Genomic DNA, 23,543 nt, shown 5'->3' with positions numbered 1-23,543 from the left:
TTGCAGTTAAACATTACTTAAAGCGAAAATAAAAAAAAGCATCAAAATTTAATATTTGATGCTTTACTATATATGAGAAGTTATTAACTATTATTGATGAGCTTTATACTTTAACAGGAATTGGTTTACCCAATAATCATACCTGCAATTGTAGCAGAAATTAGTGATGCAATAGTACCTCCAATCAAAGCTTTCATTCCAAATTTAGAAAGTTGTTTACGTTGACCAGGAGCTAAAGACCCAATACCACCAATTTGTATTCCGATAGAAGCAAAGTTGGCAAACCCACAAAGCATATAAGTTGCCATAATGATTGATTTCTCATAAGTAAGATGTGTTGCGTTAGCAACATTTTTTAAATCTGCTAGTTGTATATAACCAACAAATTCACTTGCTGCTAATTTGATTCCTAATAGCTGTCCCATCATCATCATATCTTCTTTGGCAACTCCAATGAGCCACATCAATGGTGCGAATATTGTTCCTAGAATAGCCTCGAGTGAAAAGCTTTGGTATGGTGTATTCTCTGCCATCCAATTATTAAGTGTTGTTATATCTCCAACCCATCCAAGAATACCATTAATCATAGCTATAAAAGCTACAAATACTAATAACATTGCACCGACATTTACCGCAAGTTTTAAACCTTCAGTTGTACCATTTGCAATAGCATCTAATAAGTTAGCACCTATTTTTTCTTGAGACACTGAGACATCTGTATTTATATCTTCAGTTTGGGGGAATAATATTTTTGAAATTACGATGGCTCCAGGTGCTGCCATTACAGATGCAGCTAATAAATGCTTTGCATATACTAAACGTAAAGCAGGATCGTCACCACCTAAAAAACCGATATAAGCCGCAAGTACTGCTCCTGCAACCGTTGCCATTCCACCTATCATCACAAGTAAAATTTCAGACTTGTTCATTTTTTCTAAATAGGCCTTAATCAATAATGGTGCTTCAGTCTGACCTAAGAAAATGTTACCAGCAACACTAAGACTTTCTGCACCAGATATTTTTAAAGCTTTAGTTAATAGCCAAGCCATACCTTTTACTGCCTTTTGAATAATACCTAAATAGAATAAGACCGATGTTAAAGCTGAGAAAAACAAAATTGTTGGTAGTACCTGAAAAGCAAAAATGAATCCGAAAGTATCCATATCGACTACTAAACCTTCAAACAAAAACTGACTTCCAGCTCTTGTAAAATCAAGAACACTTACAAAGAGTCCTCCAATCCATTCAAAAACATTTTTAACAAATCCAACTCTTAAAACGCCAATGGCGATTAACAATTGAAAAGCTAGGCCAATCCCTACTGTCCTCCAATTAATAGCTTTACGATTACTACTACATAAAAAGGCAATAAATATTAAGGTTATCATTCCTAAAACACCTCTCCATAAACTATTTATAGAGAACCCTTGACTTGGAATAATATCATTAGATATAGAAGATGTAACAGGTGCGATTTCAGATCCTGTTTTTTTTGAAGACCTAAATCTATAAGTAACATCTTTTTCGGAAAAAACTAAAGTAGAATCAGTAAGATCTTGAATTTTATAACGCCGAATTGTATCATTTGGTTGACTGTAATAAAACACTAAAAGATTATTCTGAAGCATATAATCTCCAGAAGCGTTTAAGTTATTCTTAGCTTTTAGGTTATAATTAAATTCACCTTTATTAAAAATAATACTATCAGATTCAGAAATATTAAAAAGTGAATTACCTGAAATGTTTTCAATAGCTTCAAATTTCCATGTTTTTTCAAGCTCTTGTGCTGTAATTGATGAAAGTCCAATAAAAATAGCAAGTAGGGCCTTGAAAAACTGATTCATAAAAGTATATGTTAGTTAACGTTTAGAAATTTCATCTCTTATTTTGGCAGCCATTTCATAATCTTCATTAGTTACAGCTTCGTCTAATAGGGTGTGAAGTTCTTCTAAAGATTTTTCTTTATAACCTTCCTGTTCAAAAGTTGCGGCTTCAATTTCTTCGGCAACAATATCATCTACAAGGATACTATCTTGCTCTTCATCATCCTTTTTAGGATTTACTTTAAGATAGATTCCGGCTTTATCTAAAATGTTTTTATAAGTGAAAATTGGTGCTTGAAAACGAAGTGCTAATGCGATAGCATCACTAGTTCTGGCGTCAATAATTTCTTCAATTTTATCACGTTCGCATATTAAACTAGAGTAAAATACACCATCCACCAACTTGTGAATAATGACTTGTTTTACTACAATATCAAAACGATCTGCGAAGTTTTTAAATAAATCATGAGTTAATGGTCTTGGAGGACGAATCTCTTTTTCTAAAGCAATAGCAATAGATTGGGCTTCAAAGGCTCCGATGACGATAGGTAATTTTCGGTCACCATCGACTTCATTTAGAATTAATGCGTAGGCACCATTTTGTGTTTGGCTATAAGAAATGCCTTTGATATTTAAACGAACTAAGCTCATAAATTATAAAACACAAAGAACTGTTTAAATTAGGACTTTACCAAACTACATCACGTGATTTCGATTTGGTGCTAATTTAAACAGCCCTTTTGTAAATGTACAAGATAAAAAAATTAAGCGTTTGCAGCTTTAAAAGCTTTTAATTTTTCTATGAGTTTTGGTACAACTTCGAAAGCATCACCAACAACTCCATAGTCAGCAGCCTTAAAGAAAGGTGCTTCCGCATCTGTATTGATAACCACTTTTACTTTAGAAGAATTAATACCTGCTAAATGTTGAATTGCTCCAGAAATACCAATAGCTATGTAAAGGTTAGAAGCTACAGGTTTACCAGTTTGTCCTACGTGCTCACTATGAGGTCTCCAACCTAAATCAGATACTGGTTTAGAGCAAGCTGTTGCTGCACCTAAAACTTCAGCCAATTCTTCTATCATTCCCCAATTTTCAGGACCTTTTAAACCTCTTCCGCCAGATACTACAGTTTCTGCATCTGCAATACTTACTTTATCAGTTGCTTTGTCTACAGATTCAACATTAACTCCAGATTCTGGTAATGAAGGTGAAAAATCTTCAATAGAAGCATTTCCTCCAGATTCAACCAAACCAAAAGAGTTATTTGATAAACCAACTATTTTAATATCAGTAGAAATTTCTGTGTTGGCAAATGCTTTATTTGTAAATGCTGTATGTTTTACTGTAAATGGAGATAAACTAGATGGTGCTTCTATCACATTTGAGACATAACCTGCTTCTAACCCTACTGCTAATAAAGGAGCTAAATATTTGCTATCTGCACTAGTGCTAACTACAATGACATTTGCAGCTTCTTGTTTCGCGGCTTGTTCTATTGCAGAAGCGTAAGTTTTAGCATTAAATGTATTGAGGGCATCATTTTTAATAGAAAGCACCTTTGATGCTCCATAATTGCCTAAACTTTCTAAATCATCTGCATTAACAACAACTGCTGTAACTGATGAACCCATTTGGTCTGCTATTGACTTTGCATAAGACACAACTTCTAATGCAGCTTTCTTAAATTTTCCGTTTTCGGATTCTGTATATACTATAATAGACATAATTCTTTTTTTAAATTACTTTAGCTTCGTTATGAAGTAAGCTTACTAATTCATCAATATTATCTGCATCAACCAATTTTACTGCGCCTTTTGGAGCTGGTTTCTCAAAGCTAATTGCTTTAGTTTTAACACCAGTTTCAGCAGGTTCTAAAACCGTTAGAGGCTTTTTACGAGCCATCATTATACCTCTCATATTTGGGATACGTAGATCGCTTTCTTCAACTAATCCTTTTTGACCACCAATTACTAAAGGTAGAGCTGTACTCACAGTTTCTTTTCCTCCATCAATTTCTCTAACTGCTTTTGCATTTGTACCATCAACTTCGAGACCAATACAATTCGCTACAAAATTAGAGTTCGTTAAACCAGCTAACATACCAGGAACCATACCCCCATTATAATCAATAGATTCTCTTCCTGCAATAACTAAATCATATCCACCTTCACTAACAACTTTTGCTAATTCTTTAGCAACGGAAAAACCATCAGTAGCTTGAGTGTTTACTCTAATGGCAGCATCTGCGCCAATAGCTAAAGCTTTTCTTAAAGTCGGCTCAGTTTCTACACCACCAACGTTAACAACATCTACACTAGCTCCTTGTTTTTCTTTAAACCACATTGCTCGTGTAAGTCCAAATTCATCATTAGGGTTAATCACAAATTGTACACCATTGATGTCAAATTTTGTATCACCTTCAGTAAAATTAATCTTTGATGTTGTATCAGGAACATGACTAATACATACTAATATCTTCATAAAAAATTATATTATTTAAACGTCTTTTTTTCTTGAGGACGAAGATAAATATAATAATTTGAATTTTACTATGCATGCATAGTAAAATTATTGTTTTTTTATAAAAATGAAGATTTTAATAAGAAATTAGTAGAAAAACCTTCTTATTTTAAGAATTCAATGACTAAATCTTCTCTAAAAAATAACAGGAAATTTTTTCTATTGAAGCGACAATTTATCCGCTTCAATATTTTAAAATTATACTGAATTATTATTATTTTTGTTGTTCGATTAAAAACAACTTAAATGAAGACAATTCAATTTAGAGAAGCTATTTGCGAAGCCATGAGCGAAGAAATGCGCAGAGATGAAAGTATTTATCTTATGGGTGAAGAGGTAGCAGAATATAATGGGGCTTACAAGGCATCTAAAGGTATGTTAGATGAGTTTGGTGCAAAGCGTGTTATCGATACACCAATTGCTGAGCTTGGTTTTGCTGGTATTGCCATAGGTTCTACAATGACTGGAAATCGTCCTATTGTAGAATATATGACTTTTAACTTCTCTCTTGTTGGAATTGATCAAATTATAAATAATGCCGCTAAAATTAGACAAATGTCTGGCGGACAATTTAAGTGTCCAATAGTTTTTAGAGGACCAACAGCTTCTGCAGGTCAGTTAGCTGCTACGCATTCACAAGCTTTTGAGAGTTGGTTTGCTAACACTCCTGGATTAAAAGTTATTGTACCTTCTAATCCATACGATGCAAAAGGTTTATTAAAATCTGCTATAAGAGATGATGATCCCGTAATTTTTATGGAGAGTGAGCAGATGTATGGAGATAAAGGTGAAGTGCCAGAGGGAGAATACACAATACCAATTGGAGTTGCTGAGATTAAACGAGAAGGAACTGATGTTACTGTCGTTTCATTCGGAAAAATTATAAAAGAAGCCTACAAAGCTTCTGATGAGCTTGCTAAAGAAGGTATTTCTTGTGAAATTATAGATTTAAGAACAGTGCGTCCTTTAGATAGGAACGCTGTTTTAGAGTCTGTTAAGAAGACAAATAGATTAGTTGTTTTAGAAGAAGCTTGGCCATTCGGTAATGTAGCTACAGAATTAACATACTTGGTACAATCTGAGGCATTCGATTATTTAGATGCTCCGATTGTAAAAATTAATACCGCTGATACTCCAGCACCTTATTCACCAGTTTTATTAGCCGAATGGTTGCCAAATAGCGACTCGGTTATAAAAGCAGTGAAAAAAGTGATGTATAAATAAATAAATCGTAGTTTTCTACGTTTTTAAACTTCATTAGTAACCCTCTAGATATAGTTTAGCATGGTTGTTGATGAAGTTTATTTTTTAAATATGAAGATAAAATTACTTACAGCCTTTTTATGCCTCAGTATTTTTTCTGCAATAGCGCAGACTAAAGTTAGTGGCTATGTATTCGATGAATTTAACGAACCTATTCCATTTGCTAATGTTTTGTTTAAAGGTTCTACGGAAGGTACAATTACCAATGAAGACGGAAAATTTTATTTAGAGTCTGATGAGACATGGGAAACTTTAATTGTCTCCTTTATTGGTTTTGAGGTTTTAGAAATACCACTTTCAAAACGTGTTACTTACGATTTAAAATTCACTCTAAAAGAAGAAGCTGCTTCTTTGAATGAGGTTGTTATTATTACTGGTAAACAATCCAAAAAAGCATCTGAGAATCCTGCAATACGTATTCTTAAAGAGATTTGGAAACGCAAACGACAAAACGGTTTAAATCAGTTTAAGCAATATGAATATGATCAATACGAAAAAGTAGAATTTGATCTCAATACTATAGATAGTGCTTTAATAAAAAGTAAACTATTTAAAGGTATGGAGTTTGTTTTTGAAGAAGTTGATACATCAAGTGTTACAGGGAAAACCTATCTGCCTATATTTTTAAATGAATCAGTAAAAAAGATATCTGGAGATAATGTTCTTAATAAAGAACGAGAAGATTTAAAAGGAAACAAAAATTCTGGTTTTAGTAATAATCAAGTAATCATAGATTTTATAGATGATTTGTATTCAGAATATAGTGTCTATGATAATTACCTTAAATTTTTCGATAAAAGTTTTGTGAGTCCTTTGAGTCGCACAGGTGTGCAAACGTACAACTATGTGTTGTCTGATAGTGCTTTTATAGATAACAAATGGTGTTACAATATTATTTATTATCCTAGACGTAAAAATGAACTAACCTTTAAAGGTGATTTTTGGGTTAATGATTCTACTTATGCAATTAAGGAAATCAATCTTCAAGCTTCAAAAAGCGCCAATATTAACTGGGTAAAGGAAATATATATAGAACAAGAATTCGAAGTTTTAAATGATTCTGTATTTCTTATAAAACGTGATTATTTTCTATCGGACTTTGCTTTAAATAAGAAGGAAAAGTCAAGAGGTGTTTATGGAAAACGAACAACACTCTTTGATAATTATAAATTTAATGAACCAAAGGATAAAGAGTATTATGACAAGGTTGTTTATAATTATGATGAAGATGTCTATAATAGAGAAGATGATTTTTGGCAAAACAATAGACTCGAAGCTTTAAATAAAGACGAAAAAGGGGTCTATAAAATGTTAGATACTTTAAAGACTGTAAAGAAGTTTAAGCGACTCTATAACTTAGGAAGCATTTTAGCTTCTGGTTATGTTGAGTTTCCAAGTATTAATTTCGATTATGGTCCTATCTTCTCAACTTTTGGATTTAACGAGGTTGAAGGTCTAAGATTGCGAACAGGAGGACGTACTTATTTCGGACCAAATGATACTTGGAGATTAGAAGGGTTTTTAGCTTACGGTTTTAGAGATGACAAGTTTAAATATGGAATTTCAGGAAAGTGGTTATTAGATAAAAAGAGCCGATTCACCATTTTTGGAGGTAATAGACGCGATGTAGAGCAAATAGGTGCAAGCTTAACAAGTTCTACAGATGTTTTAGGGCGGAGTTTAGCATCTTCTGCAGTAATTGGTACAGGAGCAAACGATAAGTTGACCAATATTAACTTAACAAATTTAGGCTTTGCTTTAGAACCAGCTAGGAATTTTGAAATTCGTTTAGATGGAAGTTTTAGGAAATTGCGATCTGCATCACCAACCTTTAGTTTAGATTATAATGATATGGAATCTCCAACTGGGATTTCGTCAGAAGTTAAACAGTTTGAGAGTAGGTTGTCATTAGCCTTTTATCCAAAGCGACAAATGACAGGTTTTGGTGTAGAACGAAAAAATAAGAACGATAATTTTGCGCGTCTTTTTGCACAAATGAGTCGTGGTCATCGCAATTGGTTTGATAGTGATTTTGATTATACAAAAGTTCAGTTTTCATATATTCAACCATGGCAAGTTGGTGGGTTTGGACGTCTAACAACATCTATTGAAGCAGGTAAAACATTTGGTGATGTACCATTAGCATTATTAAGTGCTGTACCAGGAAATCAAACCTATTTTTCAATTTACAATACTTTTTCTCAGTTAGATTTTTATGAGTTTGTTACAGATACTTATACATCCATGCATGTAGAGCATAACTTTAATGGGCGTTTATTTTCTAGAATACCATTCTTAAAAAAATATAACCTTAGAGCTATTGCAAGTATAAGAGGTGTTTGGGGAGAACTCTCAGATGATAATATTGCCTTAAGTACTACTGGGAATCTTGCTGAGATTCCATTGTTAGCACCAGATACTCGAGTCTATTATGAGTATAGTATTGGTGTTGCTAATATTTTTAAAATATTACGAATAGATTTTAATTTTAGAGGTAACTATTTAGACAATCCTGGCGCCAGAAGGTTTGGTGTAACTGGTAGTTTTGGGTTTTATTTTTAGTGATAATACTATTTAAAAATTGCAAATAGTGTTCCAATAATTAAACTAATAATGGTTTCTATTATTGATAATTTTTTTGAACTAAAAGTGTCGGTATATGCAATATATATTGCAGTTAATCCAAATATTAGAAAGATTATCGTTAGATATAAATCATATTGACTATTAGATATCCCTAACCAATTGAAAAGTATTTTCTCAACTACAGAATGGCCAAAAAGAGCCAATACAAGATTTGCTTTAGCAGGATTTATAGAAAGTAGAATGCCAGCAATTAAAAGAATTATAGAAACCATTACTGGAGAGAAATTAAGTATTCAAAATCAAAATAACTTTCAAGATTATATGTTAACCTTGAGTTGACAATAAAATTAGTCGAATAAACTATCGGAAATATTACTCCTATAATTTTGTTATGTTTCATTTGATAAATTGGTTTCCTTTCTCAGATTGTTGTCAATTGGTTATAGGAGGAACCTTAGTTCATAATAGTTTTAATTCTTACTCTTAAATTTATCAAAATCAGAGGCTTCTTCAACTTTAGGAAAGCTATTATTTTTGGTGTCTGTATCAGCAAATTCAAAATTTGGATCTAAAACAACTTTTTCTACTTGCTTAGATTTTATAAATGTTTTTGTGATTTCGTATTCATTTGTTCTCCATACTTCCGCAGGTAGTGTATCAATTTCCCTTGTTCCATCAGTATATTGCCACTCAATAGTGATTGGCATAATAAGACCACCAATATTTTTAACGTTAATCTCATAAATGTTTTTACCTTGGAGTTGTTTTCTTATTTCTGGATCATCCATTCGCGACAAGAATTGTCCATAAGCTTGGTCTGGAGTCGTAACCATAGTTATTGATTCTGGTCCACCAGCAAAGTCTTTTGTGTTTTCGCCAGCATTATCAGCTTTAATATTGGCTTTTACAGTTTTGTTTTGCTGTTCTATATTTTCTTCATTGGCAACCGTAAACCATTTTACATTGGTTAATTCCATATCTACATTATCTGTAGTGAAAAACCACCCTCTGTAAAACCAATCTAAATCTGCTGCAGTAGCATCTTCTAATGTTCTAAATAAATCTGCAGGATTAGGATGCTTGTATTTCCAACGATTCGCATATTCTTTAAAAGCCTGATCAAATAAATCTTTTCCTATTATAGAGTTACGTAGCATTTGTAAACCAACGGTTGGTTTTTGATAGTAATTTGCACCGAATTGAGATAATAAATCATTATCAGAAGATGTCATAATAGGACGCATTATATCTTTATCACCACTCATAAAAGGGACAATGCTTTTCGGTACTGTATGTGGATAATCTGGGTAACGTTTTTCCATAGTACGTTGGTGAATAAAAGTGTTTAAACCTTCATCCATCCACATCCATTGGCGCTCATCTGAACTTACAATCATAGGAAACCAGTTGTGTCCAACCTCGTGTACAATGGTACTTATCATACCAGCTTTTGCATTTTTACTAATCTTTCCATTTATTGGTCGTCCGCCATTAAAACTTATCATAGGAAACTCCATACCAATATTTGATGTATTTACCGAAATACAAACAGGATATGGATACTCAAAAACATCTTCAGAATATACTTCTAGAGCATTTTTTACAGCTAAAGTTGAGGATTCACTCCAAACCGGCAAGCCTTCTTTAGGGTAGAAAGACATCGCCATTACAGTATGCGTTTCTAATGCTACAGCTTGTGCATCCCAAATAAATTTTCGAGAAGAAGCTAATGCAAAATCTCTTACATTCTCTGCTCTGAACTTCCAGGTTTTAGTTTTAGTAGTTTTCTTTTTTTCGTTTTCAGTTGCTTCTTCTGGAGTTACAATCATTACAGGTTTATCGAAAGATTTTTTTGCTTCCGCCATGCGTTGCCGTTGTGTTTTCGTAAGAACTTCATTTTCATTTTTTAAATCTCCGGTTGCCGCAACAAGATGATCTGCTGGTACAGTAATTTCAACATCATAATCCCCAAACTCTAGCGCAAATTCACCTAATTTTTGAAATTGCTTGTTTTGCCAACCTTCAGTATCATTATATACTGCCATTCTTGGAAACCAATGGGCAATAAGGTAAACGGTATTGTCATCTTCTGGGAAATATTCATAGCCTTCACGAGATAATAAATACATACTTCGATCAGTGATATGATAAGACCAACCAATAGAAAAGGTTAATGATTCACCAGACTTTAAAGGCGTGTTCAATATCACTTTCATCATGGTATTATTGACTAGGGATTTTATAGATTTTCCGCTACTGTCCTTAATATATTTAATAGTGTATCCTGCAGGAAAATCAATGGCGCGCGTTAAAAACTGCATGTGTCTTGTATTCATTGAGTCGCGCACATTACCAAAAGCGTAACCAAAATCTTCATTCTCTTTTTTGTTTACATTCTGCTCTAGTTGTATCCATAAATAGCTAAGGTCATCAGGTGAGTTATTATAATAGGTAATAGTTTCGTCACCATTTAGTGTGTTATTTTTCTCATCAAGTTGCGCTTTGATTTTATAATCTGCACGTTGTTGCCAATAGGCTTTTCCTGGCGCACCACTAGCCGAACGATAGACATTAGGTGGTGGAATCATATTATCTATAGGTTCAAATTTCCCTTGGAATTTTTGGGCTTGAGCAATATTCAATGAACAAATTACAATGGAAAGAAATAGAGGGATAAAACGCATCATATTTTTAGGATTAATGAAATTAGGACTACAAGATAATAATTAAGTGATTAGGAAATAGTTAAAAGAAAACTCAATTTAATTTTAGTTGTTCAAACCTTATCACTTATGTATCTTTGCAGCCCATTTATAAAAGTAAAAGTTATGTCAAAAAAACCAGAGTTAACCTTCGATGTATTAATAGAAATTCCAAAAGGAAGTCGTAATAAATACGAATACGATTTTACACTACATAAAATTCGTTTTGATCGTATGTTATTTTCTTCAATGATGTATCCTGGTGATTATGGTTTTGTGCCAGAGACTTTAGCTTTAGATAGTGATCCTTTAGATGTTTTGGTGATGGGAACCGAACCAACTTACCCTATGGTTGTAATGGAAGTAAGACCAATTGGTGTATTTCACATGACGGACGAAAAAGGACCAGATGAAAAAATTATTTGTGTACCAGTTTCTGACCCAATTTGGAATAAGAACAACGATATTTCAGATTTAAATCCTCACAGACTTAAAGAAATTGAACATTTTTTTAAGGTTTATAAAGATTTAGAGAAAAAGAAAGTTGATACTGGTGGATGGGGAAATGCAGAAGAAGCCGTGAAAATTTATCACGAATGTGTAGAACGTTATAACAATAGCGAACACAAAAAAAACAGAAGCTTTACTATATAAAATTGGTTAACCAATTTTTATTATAAGCCCTTTTATATTCAATGTAAAAGGGTTTTTCTATTCCCATTGATTTTACTACTTTTGCCCAGCTAAAAACAAATCAAATTAAAATATATAATATGGAATCATTTATGATTTATATGCCAATAGCTTTGGCGCTTTTAGGATTACTTTACATGATTGTAAAACAATCGTGGGTTATGAAACAAGACGCTGGAGATGGTAAGATGAAAGAAATTTCAGATCACATCTACGAAGGTGCATTGGCTTTTTTAAACGCTGAGTACAGATTATTAGCTGTCTTTGTAGTTATAGTAGCTGCATTGTTAGCAGTGGTTTCTTTTGTAGTACCTACAACACATTGGCTAATTGTAATCGCTTTTATTTTTGGTGCTGTATTTTCTGCTTTCGCTGGTAACATCGGAATGAAGATTGCAACAAAAACTAACGTTAGAACAACACAAGCTGCACGTACAAGTTTACCAAATGCTTTGAAGATCTCTTTTGGAGGTGGAACAGTTATGGGACTTGGAGTTGCTGGTTTAGCTGTATTAGGTTTAACCGTATTCTTTATCATATTCTTCCATGTATTTATGGATGGAGCTTGGACGAATACAATGGATATGACCATTGTACTAGAAACCCTTGCAGGTTTTTCTTTAGGTGCTGAGTCCATTGCATTATTTGCAAGAGTAGGTGGTGGAATTTACACTAAAGCTGCAGATGTTGGAGCTGATTTAGTTGGTAAGGTTGAAGCTGGTATTCCTGAAGATGATCCGCGTAATCCTGCGACTATTGCAGATAACGTTGGTGACAATGTAGGTGACGTTGCTGGTATGGGAGCTGATTTATTTGGATCTTATGTTGCTACTGTATTAGCTGCAATGGTTCTAGGAAACTATGTGATTAAAGATATGGGTGGAAATATTGGTGAAGCCTTTGGTGGTATTGGTCCAATATTATTGCCAATGGCAATTGCTGGTGCAGGAATCATTATTTCTATTATCGGTACGATGTTAGTAAAAATTAAAAATAACGATGCAAAAGAAGCTCAAGTAATGGGAGCTTTAAATATAGGTAACTGGACATCAATTGTTTTAGTTGCAGTATCATGTTTTGCATTAGTAACTTGGATGTTACCAGAAACAATGAAAATGAATTTCTTTGGAGAAGGTTTAGTTGAAATTTCTGCAATGCGTGTATTCTATGCTACTTTAGTTGGTTTATTTGTAGGTGCAGTTATCTCTTCAGTTACTGAATATTACACAGGATTAGGAAAAAGCCCAATCTTAAAAATAGTACAACAATCATCTACTGGAGCAGGAACTAACATTATCGCTGGTTTAGCAACAGGTATGATTTCTACATTCCCTTCTGTATTATTATTTGCTGGAGCGATTTGGGCATCCTATGCTTTTGCAGGATTCTATGGTGTAGCTTTAGCGGCTTCAGCAATGATGGCTACTACAGCGATGCAGTTGGCAATTGATGCTTTTGGACCAATATCTGATAATGCAGGTGGTATTGCTGAAATGAGTGAGCAAGAACCAATCGTAAGAGAACGTACAGATATACTAGATTCAGTAGGTAATACAACTGCTGCAACAGGAAAAGGTTTTGCTATCGCTTCTGCTGCATTAACATCGTTAGCATTATTTGCTGCTTATGTAACTTTTACTGGAATTGACGGAATTAACATTTTTAAAGCACCAGTTTTAGCAATGTTATTTGTTGGTGGTATGGTACCAGTGGTATTCTCTGCTTTAGCAATGAATGCTGTGGGTAAAGCTGCAATGGAAATGGTACAAGAAGTACGTCGTCAGTTTAAAGACATTCCTGGAATTATGGAAGGTACTGGGAAACCAGAATACGATAAGTGTGTTGCTATATCTACTCAAGCCTCTTTAAAGGAAATGATGTTGCCAGGTTTATTAACTATAGGCTTTCCTTTAGTCATTGCTTTTGTGCCAATGTTATTTGGTATGGATAATCTTGCAATTGCTGAAATGTTAGGTGGCTATATGGCTGGTGTTACAGTTTCTGGTGTATTATGGGCCATCTTCCAAAATAATGCTGGTGGAGCTTGGGATAATGCTAAGAAATCTTTTGAAGCAGGTGTAGAGATTAATGGCGAAATGACATTTAAAGGTTCTGACGCTCATAAAGCAGCTGTAACAGGTGATACTGTTGGTGATCCATTTAAAGATACATCTGGGCCTTCAATGAATATCCTAATTAAGTTAACATGTCTTATTGGTTTGGTAATAGCTCCAATCTTAGGAGGACATTCAGATGAAACTGGTTTAGTACATAGTGAAGAAGTTTCAGTAGAGATGACTGTTGATTCTAAAGATTTGGCAAAAGCTACAATAGATTATTCTACAATGAAGGATGGCGAAAAAGTAGCTGAAATTATAGTTTTTGAAGGAACTAAAGCTGAAGTTGAAAAAGAAATTAAAGCTTTTGAAGCAACATTGAAAAATGAAGCTGGTAACGTTGAAAAGGTTATTGAAAAAGTTGATATTACTAAAGAATAAATATTAGTATACAATATTAAAAACCACGCTAAAAGCGTGGTTTTTTTCTTTATAAAGTCTTTTAATTTTTAAATTCACTATACTTGAAAGTGGTTAACCAGAATGGTTTTCCAATTTTAATATATATGCTATGAAAAGTTATGTGAAGCTGTTTTTATTATTATTAATTATGAATGTCGAAGCACAAGTTGTTAGTAATAATACCCAACTTCAAAATGCTATATCAAATGCGCAAGCAGGAACTATAATTGAATTAGCTGATGGAACATGGCAAGATGTACAACTATCAATTAATGTTAATGCTACTGAGTCTCAACCTTGTATTATAAAAGTACAAAATCCTTGGAGCGTTTTTTTTGAAGGACGATCCAAGATCAGTATTGGTGGTTCTTATATTATTTTTGAAGGTGTTGTTTTTCAAAATGCCTCAGGCCTTATTTCTGACAATGATAGAATTGAGCCCGTTATTGAGTTTAGAGATACAAGTAATAATGACTGTTTTAAGTGTCATGTAAGAAATGTAAAAATCGACTCTTATAATGGTACCACGAGTCAATAAGAAGATATTTTTAAATGGGTTATTGTTTATGGTGCATATAATGAGGTGAGTTATTGCTCTTTTGTGGGTAAAAATGGTGTAGGAAGTATTATAAATGATAATCACAATAACTCAACACCAGATTATTCTAAAATACATCATAACTATTTTGCAGATAGAGTTCCTGTAGATAATAATGTTAATGGACTAAATGACCAAGATGCCATTAGAATAGGAACTAGTACAACGTCGCTTTCCGATTCCTTTACTGAAATTTATGATAACCTATTTAATAATTGGGCTGGTGAAGTAGAAATCATTTCGAACAAAAGTGGAAGTAATAAGTATTACAATAATACCTTTAGAGATTATCAAGGTACATTAACTTTAAGGCATGGCAATAATGCCGAAGTTTTTGGAAACTATTTTTTTGGAAATGAAAATACCTTTTCTGGTGGAGTAAGAATTATTGGGGAAGATCATAAGGTCTATAATAATTACTTTGAAGGCCTCAGATATCGTAAACCAAATGGATCAGGTTCTAATACCACAGGAGCTTTAAATGTTATGAATGGTATAGAAAACTCTGCACTTAATCAATATTATCAAGTTAAAAATGTACAGGTTGTAAATAATACATTGGTTAACTGTGATTTAGGTATAAGAATCGGAACGAGTTTAAGTGGTGCAGACCAAGAGCCAGAAAATATAACTGTTGCTAACAATATCATTTTAGACTCTGATATTAACGCATTTCAAATACTTACGCCTGCTACAGGTGCTTCAGTCTACGAAGGTAATATCACTCAAAATGGGAGTTGGGACTTAACTAATGGTATAAATTCTAATCAAACAGTAGCTTCTGGACTTTTAACTAGTGGAAGCGATTTTTATAGAATAGTGTCTGGTAGTGCAGCCATAGATGCTGGTGTAGGAACCTATACTTTCTTAACACAAGATATTTTGTACGGGGATGGAGATCTAAACTTTGATGCAGGTGCAGAAGAATTTGGAGCTACAGGAACTGTTGGTCCATATGAGTTAGCAGATGTAGGTTTTGCATTAGGTTTTGGTGCTTTAAATACATTATCAGTTGGTAATGTAGATGAATAAACTAAAACACTTAAACTCTATCCTGTGCCAACTCATGGCGATTTGACTATCTCTAAAAAAGATGCGGCTATAGGTAATGTCAGAATATTCGATATTCAAGGACAATTACTACAAAAACAGCATATACAATTAAGTACAACTGTAATTGATGTTAGCCATTATTCATCTGGTGTTTATATACTAAAAACTGATACTGCTAATTTTCGCTTTATAGTTAATAATTAGTATTGTTTAAGATTTTGTTTTTGGCTTATCTCTATTCATTTCAGTAATATCTACATTAGATGCTTCAACTCCTAAAAAGTGTTTACTAAAATGGTCTACACGTAACCAAAAAGAGTATTCGGTCATTTTACCAAAACCGTGACGTTGACCAGGCATTAGCATAAAATCAAAACGCTTATTGGCATTTATTAGAGCATTAGCCATTCTAATTGTTCCACCAGGATGTACATTATTATCTACATCACCAGTAATTAGCATCAGTTTCCCTTTTAAGTTTTTAGCTAAAGATTGATTGTTGTCAATCATGTATTTGTATTTTACATTTCCATCAGCATCCTTTTCTTCTTGTACACCATGATGTGTTTCACTCCACCAACTATTGTAAATGGCATTATCATGATTACCAGCAGAAGATACAGCAGCTTTAAAGAAATCTGGATACACTAAAATAGCTGCAGTAGACATAAAACCACCACCAGAATGACCATATATTCCAACTTTATTGATGTCAATATATTCGTGTTTATCCGCCAGTTGTTCAGCTACATGTCGCTTATCTGCTAAACCATAATCCCTTAAGTTTCCGTAACCATAATTGTGGTACCATTTAGAACGATCTGGATGTCCTCCTCGATTACCCATAGTAACAACGATAAAACCAATTTGTGCCATCCTATCTAAACGGTCCATACGTACAGAGAATGATTTGTTTACAGCTTCAGTTTGTGGACCAGGATATACATACTCTAGTAACGGATATTTTTTAGTAGAATCCATTTCAAAGGGTTTATACATTACACCATAAATATCTGTAATTCCATCATCTGCTTTCATTTTAAATGGCTCAGGAAATTTGTAACCTGTTGCCATCAATTGTGATAAATCAGCCTCTTCTAATTGCATTACCATATTACCAGCGCTATTTCTCAACTCAGATTTTGGAATCGTATTAACTCTAGAATAATTGCTAACAAAATAGCCATTAGAATCGGCCATATTAGTTCGAGAGTTGTAGTCTCCCGGATTTAGCGCTTTAAGTCCAGTACCATTTAAGTTAATTTTATAAACATGTTCGTAATATGGATCTTGATCTTTTGGAATACCATGTGCTGTAAAGAAAAGTGTTCGAGTTTTTTCATCAACACCAATGGCTTGTTCAACATGGTAAGATCCTTTGGTAACTTGATTTTTTAAATTGCCCTCAGCATCATATAAGTAATAATGTGCCCAACCAGAGCGTTCAGCCCAATGTAGCATTTCTGATTCATTATTAAAAAGCATCAATTGCCTTGATTCTATATACGTATTAAATCGTTCTTCAATTAATACTTTTACTTCACCAGAATTTATATCAGCGACACAGATATCTAGTTTTTTACGGTCTCTACTGATGGTGCTGTAATAGATTTTACCTTTTCTTGATAGTAATAATGAAGGTCTAAAATCATCGTCATAGTTGGCCTTTTTTAAAGGTTCGCGATAGACTTGAATACTTTGCTGTTTAATGGAGTCTAATTGAACCTGAATACTACTTTTGGTGGGTATGTCAAACACATGTAGCTCAGTTTTGTAAAACTCATCCTCACCAGGCATATGATATTTGTATGTCTCTAATGTTGGTCGCTTTCCTTTAGTTGTATTGATGACCCATAAATCATTAATGTGACGCGAATCATTTCTTTGAAATACAAACTTTTTAGAATCGTGAGACCAAACCCCAAACACACGTTTACGCTTGTCTTTATTTTTCTTCATGGATTCATTAGTTTCACCTCTACCACTACCTCCTCCATAAGAATAGTATAATTCTCCATCTTTTGTCCATTGATTCTCAACGATAGTCGTATCCTTTTCATTTTTAACTGCTTTTAAAAAGTTGGCTTTATCCATCCAGTACAAATTGTAATGCTTAGAGAATAATACAACAGAGCTATCTGGAGCTATATTGGCCCATTTTTTCCAGTCTTCTTTTCCTTTCTTTTTATTGTCTAAAATAGTTAAAGAACTGCTTCCTAACTTATATTCAAAATGGTAAACTTTATTAACCATCTTTGGTTTACTCTTTTTCTTTTTTTTAGTTTTTGTTGAATCTGTTTTAGTAGAGTCTGTTTTAATTACAGCATCTTTTTTCTTGTCATCGTCTTCTTTCTCTTCTTCAACTTTTTCTGTAGACGTTATATAGAATTGAATAGCTGTTTCATTTTTTACGAACTTAAAACTAAAACGAGGTAGATGTTTAGCATCATAAGGATCTTTAGTTATTTCTGTTAACCATTGCGCCATTTTTTCATTATCAAAAAGTTCTTTTTTACTACGCTTATCGGCATCAACTATATAATATTTAGAACCTTCAGTGGTTTTGTACTGATACCAAAAGCGATTGCCGTTTTTAAGCCAATGTGGCCTCACAGATGTTGAATGTACTAACTTGCTTAAGTTAGTAGGTGAATATTTAGCAGCAGCTCTATAATTAGGATTAGGATTTTCATTATTTTGAGCATAAGAAAAACAAAGAGATAGGCTTAAAATAAAAAGAGCAATATTTTTTTTAGTCATTAGGTTGTCAATGCTAAAGCAATTGTAGATTTTTGATTTCATGAGTTGGTTGGTTTTAGTTTTAAGTAATCATGATGTTACTAAAATACTCTGAATAATATTTAAAATTATGGAACTTGTTAATATTTAACATTTAAGTTAATCAAGTATGTTTTTTAAGATAAATAGTTCGCGATAGTTTAGTACCTTGAAACTTAAAAATTATTTAGTATTTGAGTTGGTTTAGAAAAGATCCCTTGCAAATTATTGCATTTAGAAGCTATGGGACAAAAACACATCTATATCTTAGAGGTAGAGCATTAGAAGATGAAGATATTGACCTAGATAAAAAAGGTTGGTTTAATCTTTTGATAAACTCATGGAAGCGTTTTGAAACAGATGAAATTAGAAATACACCTCTGTCTATTACGTTTTCAAATGGCTCTATTATAAAATGCAATACAGATGCAGAAGGTTATTTTTTAGTTGATGAATCATCAGATGACACCTATAAATTATTAGATAATGAAGGTTGGTTGAGTTATACAGTTGCTTATGCATCAGATCACAAGAGGAAGATTCAACAAGAGAATCAATTTATAGGACAAATGTTGGTTCCAAAATTAGATTCTAGTTTTGGAGTTATCAGTGATATTGACGATACAATTTTACATACTGGTGTAGCATCACGTTTAAAATGGAGAGTTATAGTTAATACTTTTTTTAAGACACCACATAGACGGAAAGCGTTAGAAGGTTCAGCAGAGTTTTACCATTCTTTACATTGTGGGAAATCAAAAAAGGAAGCTAACCCAATTTTTTATGTTAGCAATAGCCCATGGAACTTATATCGTTATTTAGAGTTTTTTCTTAAACGTAATAATTTTCCTAAAGGCCCAATTTTGCTTCGAGATTTTAGAACACCTTTTGATCGTACACCTAAAACTGAATTAGCTCATAAGTATCATGAGATATATAATATTCTAAATACATATCCAAAGTTAAATTTTATACTTATTGGTGATTGTGGTGAAAAAGATGCTTATATATATTTAGATGTCGTCAAGAAATTCCCTAATCGTATTTCAGCAATTTATTTAAGAGCTGTAGAGCATTCTAAAAGAATGAATAGAATGTCTTCTTTATTTGAAGATTATAAGGACGTACCAGTTTTAATTGTTGAAAGTAGTAATGAAGCTATAAACCATGCTCGAAAGCATAATTTTATTCATTAGAATAGACCATTAATCTGGGCATCAATTTTATTGATAATACCACCTAAATCTTCAGGATTAGCAACAAAATCTAAGTCATCTACGTCTATGATTAGTAAATTTCCTTTGTCGTATTTAGAAATCCATGCTTCGTAACGTTCATTAAGTCGACTTAAGTAATCAATGCTGATTGTATTTTCATAATCACGACCTCGTTTGTGGATTTGAGCCACTAAATTTGGAATAGAGCTTCTTAAATAAATCAATAAATCTGGCCCTTTTACAAAAGATTCCATTAACTCAAAAAGTGAAGAATAATTTTCAAAATCACGATTTGTCATCAAACCCATAGCATGAAGGTTGGGTGCAAAAATATGTGCATCTTCATAGATAGTTCTGTCTTGTATAATATCTTTACCACTCTCGTGAATTTGACTAACTTGACGAAACCTACTGTTTAAGAAATAAACCTGCAAATTGAAGCTCCAGCGTTCCATCTGATTGTAAAAATCATCTAAATAAGGATTATCTACAACATCTTCTAATTGTGCTTCCCATCTGTAATGTTTAGCTAAAAGTTTAGTCAGTGTAGTCTTACCTGCGCCAATGTTTCCTGCTACAGCAATATGCATAATCTATTCTAATTTAAGTTGGTACTGACGTAGAATTTCGTCGTCGTAAATATACAAGGTTTCATTGGTTACCAAAAACTGACTTATTAACATATTTGGATGCTCAATAGGTTGAATTTCTGTCTTATTTTTTTGTAATATATGCAGTTGATTACCCTTTTTTAGTACTAAATTAGCTTTGCTAAATGCTAAATTTTCATAACCTTCATTTTTGTGTTTAGCGACTAGACTTCCAAAATAGTTATAGACGTATAGATAATTTTCAGTAAGCATATAGCAATTGTTATAATCGCTTCTAAGATCTAAAACTTCAGATTGTATAGGTACAGTTTTCAATCTAATTTTATTGGTTTTATAATCATATAACTCGAGCTGTTGTAAATCTTGATTAAAAATCCATAGGGTATTATCAAAACCTGTTGAAACGTAGCTAACATTTTTGTAGGGTTGATTGGTATTAAAATCTATTTTATATATTTCAGCTAGCCGATTGTCTAGAATCACAACTGTATTAAAGTCTTTATAGAATAAGTTTATTTTTAAAGGATTAAAAGTATTGGCTGAAGTGATTTTACTAAGTTGAAAATTGGAGTAAGTAATAACTGTATCTTTTGTTTTTTTATGAAAGGAATTATTCTCAGTTGTATAGTACACGGTATTAAAAGTGTCAACACCAAAAATAGATTCTGCTTTTAAATGTGTAGAGTCTTTGATACTAGCTTTTACTTGTTCTTGTGCAAAACAAGTAAAACCGAAAAGAAAAAGTATATAAAATAGCTTTAGCATAGTGTTGAAGCAATTGTAGAGAAAAATACAAAAATTGCTCCATTCTATAACTTTCTAAAACCAGTATTTAGTATAGCTGGTTTAATCTGTTAATTTATATCCAAAACCACGAACATTAATAATCTGAATGTTTTCGTCTTTTTTAAGCTTTTTTCTAAGCTTAGTAATAAATACATCCATACTCCTGGCAGAAAAGAAATCGTCAGTGCCCCAAAGTTTATTGAGAATTAAAGAACGATCAAGCACTTCGTTTTTATTCTTTATTAAATGAAATAATAAGTGCGCTTCTCTATGGGTTAATTGAACAATAGCTTCGTTAAGAAATTGTAATTGCTGCTTAGGGAAATCGAAAATATAATTGCCAATTTTTAGTACTGATGATGATTTTTGAATACGAGAACGATTCACAAGATTATGAATCCTAACGATAAGCTCTTCCATACTAAAAGGCTTTTTAAGATAGTCGTTGCCACCTACCGAAAATCCTTCAACAACATCTGAAGTTTGAGATTTGGCAGTTAAAAATATAATTGGAATTGCATCATCAATAGCTCTAATTTCTTTAGCTAATGTAAAACCATCTTTTTTTGGCATCATTACATCTAGAACCAATAATTCTGGTGATTCAGATTTATATTTCTCAAAAGCTTTTTCTCCATTATCACATAATACCACTTCAAAGTCTCTAGTCTCTAAACTTTCTTTTATAATCTGTCCCAAAGCAGCTTCATCTTCGGCTAATAATAGTTTAATTTTTTCAGACATTAGGAAGCGAAATTTTAAATGTGGTTAAGTTTTTTGCTAAATCTAGACCTATTGAACCATTATGTTTTTCTATAATAGTTTTGGTATAGTATAAACCAATACCAAATCCTTTTACATCATGAGTGTTTCCTTTTGGTACACGATAAAACTTTTCAAAAATGCGTTCTTTGTTAGTTTTAGATAATGAATTTCCGTTATCAGAAATCAAGATGTTGAGTTTTTTGTCTGTTGGGATTAAGTCTAAAGAAATAATATCACCTCCATACTTTACGGCATTGTCTAGAATATTATTTAGAGCATTTTCAAAATGGAAGATATCAACATTAGCTAATAAATTTTCAACTTTAAAACTAGTATTAAATTCCTTCTCAGGAAACTGAATTTTATAGCGATTAATTAATGAATTAAATAACTCTATAATATCAATAGATTCTTTATTTAGTTCTAAATTGTCACTATCTAAAGTTGCGGTTTCTAGTAATTTTTCTACCATAGTATTAAGCTTTCCTAATTGCTCAGAAGACATATTAATATATTCCCTGGTTTTAGTTTTATCTTCAATAGCGTTGAAGTTGTTAATGCTCTCTAAGGCAACTCCAATGGTTGCAATAGGCGTTTTAAACTCATGTGTAATATTACTTATGAGGTCGTTTTTAACTTCAGCGAGTTGCTTTTGATATTTTATGATTTTTAGTAAATAGAAGAGACAACTTATAACGGCTATAACTAAAAGCGTGGAGATAAGTACACCACCTAATATACGTTGTAGAATCACTTTAGTTTCATTCGTAAAACCAATCTCAAGTGTACTTTTTTTTGGGAGAAATGTAGACTTAGAAGTAGTTTTTAAAATATCATCGGTATTGAAAATGGAATCACTTACGGGTTTGAGAAAATCTTTAGAGAATTTTCTGTTTTGTTTTCCTTTATCATAATACAATTCGTAATCTACCGTAATCTTTTTTCTATCAAATTCACCTTTTAATAGACTATCTATTTCTTTTAAATTTAAACTATCATTAGTAATAGAAATGACAATTTTTGAGGTTAACATCTCAAAATCATCAATATCTAAATCTTTGTTTTGGTTTTTAATACTATCTATTTTTAGTTTGAAAGTTTCTGGTGAAACAGATGGATGAATTTTGTCATGTTCCTCAAGCATTGAGTCTAATTTTAAGCCTCTAACAACCGTTATGCCTTCTATATCTTGAATAGGTAAAGAATCGAGATTTTTAAATTCATTTTTTAGAGTATCAATTTGTGTTAAAAATGTTTCAATCTTTCCACCTTCTACAAAAACATCTTTCTGATTGTCACCTTCCAGAAAAATCCCCATAGTGGTCCGCTCGGCAAGAGACGCATAGTAATCATCAACGGCTTTATCTAGGCTTATCTGTACTTCATTAATAAGTTGTTGCTTATTAGTTTGATAGTTTTTATAATTCCAAAAGAACTGAATACCAATAGTTGCAATAATTACAGCAACAATAGTATATAGAATCCATTTATACTTTTTGTCATTCATATTTCAAAAGTAAATGTTAAATATCACTTATTACTAATCGGTTAACACACGTTAACGTTCGTTAACGCAAAAACAGAATATGTCTTGAGATATTTGTTGTGTACTAAACATAAAATACT

At 32.5% G+C, this 23,543-nt stretch carries 17 protein-coding genes and 1 pseudogene; 8 read left to right on the top strand and 10 right to left on the bottom strand.

Features of this window, described 5'->3' with window-relative positions:
- Positions 1–125 precede the first annotated feature (125 nt).
- The 4 genes from WPG_RS03765 to WPG_RS03750 all read right to left on the bottom strand — a co-directional run bounded on the left by WPG_RS03765 (position 126) and on the right by WPG_RS03750 (position 4,307).
- A complete protein-coding gene (locus tag WPG_RS03765; protein WP_045469538.1) occupies positions 126–1,844 on the bottom strand; it encodes a nucleoside transporter C-terminal domain-containing protein in 1,719 nt (572 codons plus the stop codon).
- A 15-nt stretch (positions 1,845–1,859) separates the two neighbouring features.
- Entirely contained in the window at positions 1,860–2,474 is a 615-nt protein-coding gene (locus WPG_RS03760) for a bifunctional nuclease family protein (RefSeq protein ID WP_045469535.1), read from the bottom strand.
- A 113-nt stretch (positions 2,475–2,587) separates the two neighbouring features.
- Positions 2,588–3,550 carry an electron transfer flavoprotein subunit alpha/FixB family protein gene (locus WPG_RS03755; protein WP_045469532.1) on the bottom strand — a complete coding sequence of 321 codons (963 nt, stop codon included), beginning with the start codon at positions 3,548–3,550 and terminating at the stop codon, positions 2,588–2,590.
- Between the two features lie 10 nt (positions 3,551–3,560).
- Positions 3,561–4,307 (bottom strand): electron transfer flavoprotein subunit beta/FixA family protein, encoded by a 747-nt coding sequence (locus WPG_RS03750; protein WP_045469529.1) that lies wholly within the window; start codon positions 4,305–4,307, stop codon positions 3,561–3,563.
- A gap of 285 nt (positions 4,308–4,592) precedes the next feature.
- Between WPG_RS03750 and WPG_RS03745 the strand changes: the two genes are divergently transcribed.
- From WPG_RS03745 to WPG_RS18025, 3 genes are all read left to right on the top strand, one after another.
- A complete protein-coding gene (locus WPG_RS03745) occupies positions 4,593–5,570 on the top strand; it encodes a pyruvate dehydrogenase complex E1 component subunit beta (RefSeq protein WP_045469526.1) in 978 nt (325 codons plus the stop codon).
- A 90-nt stretch (positions 5,571–5,660) separates the two neighbouring features.
- A complete protein-coding gene (locus WPG_RS03740) occupies positions 5,661–8,171 on the top strand; it encodes a DUF5686 and carboxypeptidase-like regulatory domain-containing protein (protein ID WP_045475130.1) in 2,511 nt (836 codons plus the stop codon).
- A gap of 183 nt (positions 8,172–8,354) precedes the next feature.
- Positions 8,355–8,534, top strand: coding sequence for a hypothetical protein (locus WPG_RS18025; RefSeq protein WP_144374411.1), 180 nt, complete (start codon positions 8,355–8,357; stop codon positions 8,532–8,534).
- Between the two features lie 131 nt (positions 8,535–8,665).
- On the opposite strand, the gene WPG_RS03730 is transcribed toward WPG_RS18025, so the two are convergent.
- The gene (locus WPG_RS03730) at positions 8,666–10,882 is read right to left on the bottom strand and encodes a M1 family metallopeptidase (protein WP_045469522.1); all 2,217 of its coding nucleotides are present in this window, start codon (positions 10,880–10,882) and stop codon (positions 8,666–8,668) included.
- A gap of 141 nt (positions 10,883–11,023) precedes the next feature.
- On the opposite strand from WPG_RS03730, the gene WPG_RS03725 reads away from it, so the two are divergent.
- The 4 genes and pseudogenes from WPG_RS03725 to WPG_RS03705 all read left to right on the top strand — a co-directional run bounded on the left by WPG_RS03725 (position 11,024) and on the right by WPG_RS03705 (position 15,964).
- On the top strand, positions 11,024–11,551 hold the full coding sequence (locus WPG_RS03725; RefSeq protein WP_045469520.1) for an inorganic diphosphatase: 528 nt from the start codon (positions 11,024–11,026) through the stop codon (positions 11,549–11,551).
- 119 nt (positions 11,552–11,670) lie between these two features.
- Positions 11,671–14,088: a sodium-translocating pyrophosphatase gene (locus WPG_RS03720; protein WP_045469518.1), complete on the top strand. Its 2,418-nt coding sequence runs from the start codon at positions 11,671–11,673 to the stop codon at positions 14,086–14,088.
- A gap of 130 nt (positions 14,089–14,218) precedes the next feature.
- Positions 14,219–15,739 (top strand): annotated as a pseudogene (locus tag WPG_RS03710) (polysaccharide lyase 6 family protein).
- Between the two features lie 24 nt (positions 15,740–15,763).
- Positions 15,764–15,964, top strand: a complete 201-nt coding sequence (locus WPG_RS03705; RefSeq protein ID WP_045469512.1) for a T9SS type A sorting domain-containing protein — start codon at positions 15,764–15,766, stop codon at positions 15,962–15,964.
- Positions 15,965–15,970: 6 nt separating this feature from the next.
- Here WPG_RS03705 and WPG_RS03700 read toward each other — a convergent pair whose 3' ends face one another.
- Positions 15,971–18,562 (bottom strand): S9 family peptidase, encoded by a 2,592-nt coding sequence (locus WPG_RS03700; protein WP_084221511.1) that lies wholly within the window; start codon positions 18,560–18,562, stop codon positions 15,971–15,973.
- Positions 18,563–18,732: 170 nt separating this feature from the next.
- Between WPG_RS03700 and WPG_RS03695 the strand changes: the two genes are divergently transcribed.
- Positions 18,733–19,734 (top strand): App1 family protein, encoded by a 1,002-nt coding sequence (locus tag WPG_RS03695; protein WP_045469507.1) that lies wholly within the window; start codon positions 18,733–18,735, stop codon positions 19,732–19,734.
- Here the strand turns inward: WPG_RS03695 and WPG_RS03690 are convergent.
- The 4 genes from WPG_RS03690 to WPG_RS03675 form a co-directional block, all read right to left on the bottom strand.
- On the bottom strand, positions 19,731–20,345 hold the full coding sequence (locus WPG_RS03690; protein WP_045469504.1) for a deoxynucleoside kinase: 615 nt from the start codon (positions 20,343–20,345) through the stop codon (positions 19,731–19,733). The genes WPG_RS03695 and WPG_RS03690 overlap by 4 nt on opposite strands.
- Positions 20,346–20,348: 3 nt before the next feature.
- Positions 20,349–21,131 (bottom strand): hypothetical protein, encoded by a 783-nt coding sequence (locus tag WPG_RS03685; protein WP_045469501.1) that lies wholly within the window; start codon positions 21,129–21,131, stop codon positions 20,349–20,351.
- Positions 21,132–21,212: 81 nt separating this feature from the next.
- Positions 21,213–21,896 carry a response regulator transcription factor gene (locus tag WPG_RS03680; protein WP_045469498.1) on the bottom strand — a complete coding sequence of 228 codons (684 nt, stop codon included), beginning with the start codon at positions 21,894–21,896 and terminating at the stop codon, positions 21,213–21,215.
- Positions 21,889–23,424 (bottom strand): sensor histidine kinase, encoded by a 1,536-nt coding sequence (locus tag WPG_RS03675; protein ID WP_045469496.1) that lies wholly within the window; start codon positions 23,422–23,424, stop codon positions 21,889–21,891. Before WPG_RS03675 ends, WPG_RS03680 begins: the two co-directional genes overlap by 8 nt.
- Positions 23,425–23,543 lie beyond the last annotated feature (119 nt).

The organism is Winogradskyella sp. PG-2 (assembly GCF_000828715.1).
Taxonomy (GTDB): Bacteria; Bacteroidota; Bacteroidia; order Flavobacteriales; family Flavobacteriaceae; genus Winogradskyella.
The sequence above is the reverse complement of the archived record's forward strand: the minus strand, read 5'-3'. Positions and strand labels throughout refer to the sequence as shown.

What these genes read in the sequence shown, in the direction of transcription:
- WPG_RS03765 (WP_045469538.1), bottom strand. Translation starts at nt 1,844, where the DNA reads ATGAATCAGTTTTTCAAGGCCCTACTTGCTATTTTTATTGGACTTTCA.
- WPG_RS03760 (WP_045469535.1), bottom strand. Translation starts at nt 2,474, where the DNA reads ATGAGCTTAGTTCGTTTAAATATCAAAGGCATTTCTTATAGCCAAACA.
- WPG_RS03755 (WP_045469532.1), bottom strand. Translation starts at nt 3,550, where the DNA reads ATGTCTATTATAGTATATACAGAATCCGAAAACGGAAAATTTAAGAAA.
- WPG_RS03750 (WP_045469529.1), bottom strand. Translation starts at nt 4,307, where the DNA reads ATGAAGATATTAGTATGTATTAGTCATGTTCCTGATACAACATCAAAG.
- WPG_RS03745 (WP_045469526.1), top strand. Translation starts at nt 4,593, where the DNA reads ATGAAGACAATTCAATTTAGAGAAGCTATTTGCGAAGCCATGAGCGAA.
- WPG_RS03740 (WP_045475130.1), top strand. Translation starts at nt 5,661, where the DNA reads ATGAAGATAAAATTACTTACAGCCTTTTTATGCCTCAGTATTTTTTCT.
- WPG_RS03730 (WP_045469522.1), bottom strand. Translation starts at nt 10,882, where the DNA reads ATGATGCGTTTTATCCCTCTATTTCTTTCCATTGTAATTTGTTCATTG.
- WPG_RS03725 (WP_045469520.1), top strand. Translation starts at nt 11,024, where the DNA reads ATGTCAAAAAAACCAGAGTTAACCTTCGATGTATTAATAGAAATTCCA.
- WPG_RS03720 (WP_045469518.1), top strand. Translation starts at nt 11,671, where the DNA reads ATGGAATCATTTATGATTTATATGCCAATAGCTTTGGCGCTTTTAGGA.
- WPG_RS03700 (WP_084221511.1), bottom strand. Translation starts at nt 18,562, where the DNA reads ATGAAATCAAAAATCTACAATTGCTTTAGCATTGACAACCTAATGACT.
- WPG_RS03690 (WP_045469504.1), bottom strand. Translation starts at nt 20,345, where the DNA reads ATGCATATTGCTGTAGCAGGAAACATTGGCGCAGGTAAGACTACACTG.
- WPG_RS03685 (WP_045469501.1), bottom strand. Translation starts at nt 21,131, where the DNA reads ATGCTAAAGCTATTTTATATACTTTTTCTTTTCGGTTTTACTTGTTTT.
- WPG_RS03680 (WP_045469498.1), bottom strand. Translation starts at nt 21,896, where the DNA reads ATGTCTGAAAAAATTAAACTATTATTAGCCGAAGATGAAGCTGCTTTG.
- WPG_RS03675 (WP_045469496.1), bottom strand. Translation starts at nt 23,424, where the DNA reads ATGAATGACAAAAAGTATAAATGGATTCTATATACTATTGTTGCTGTA.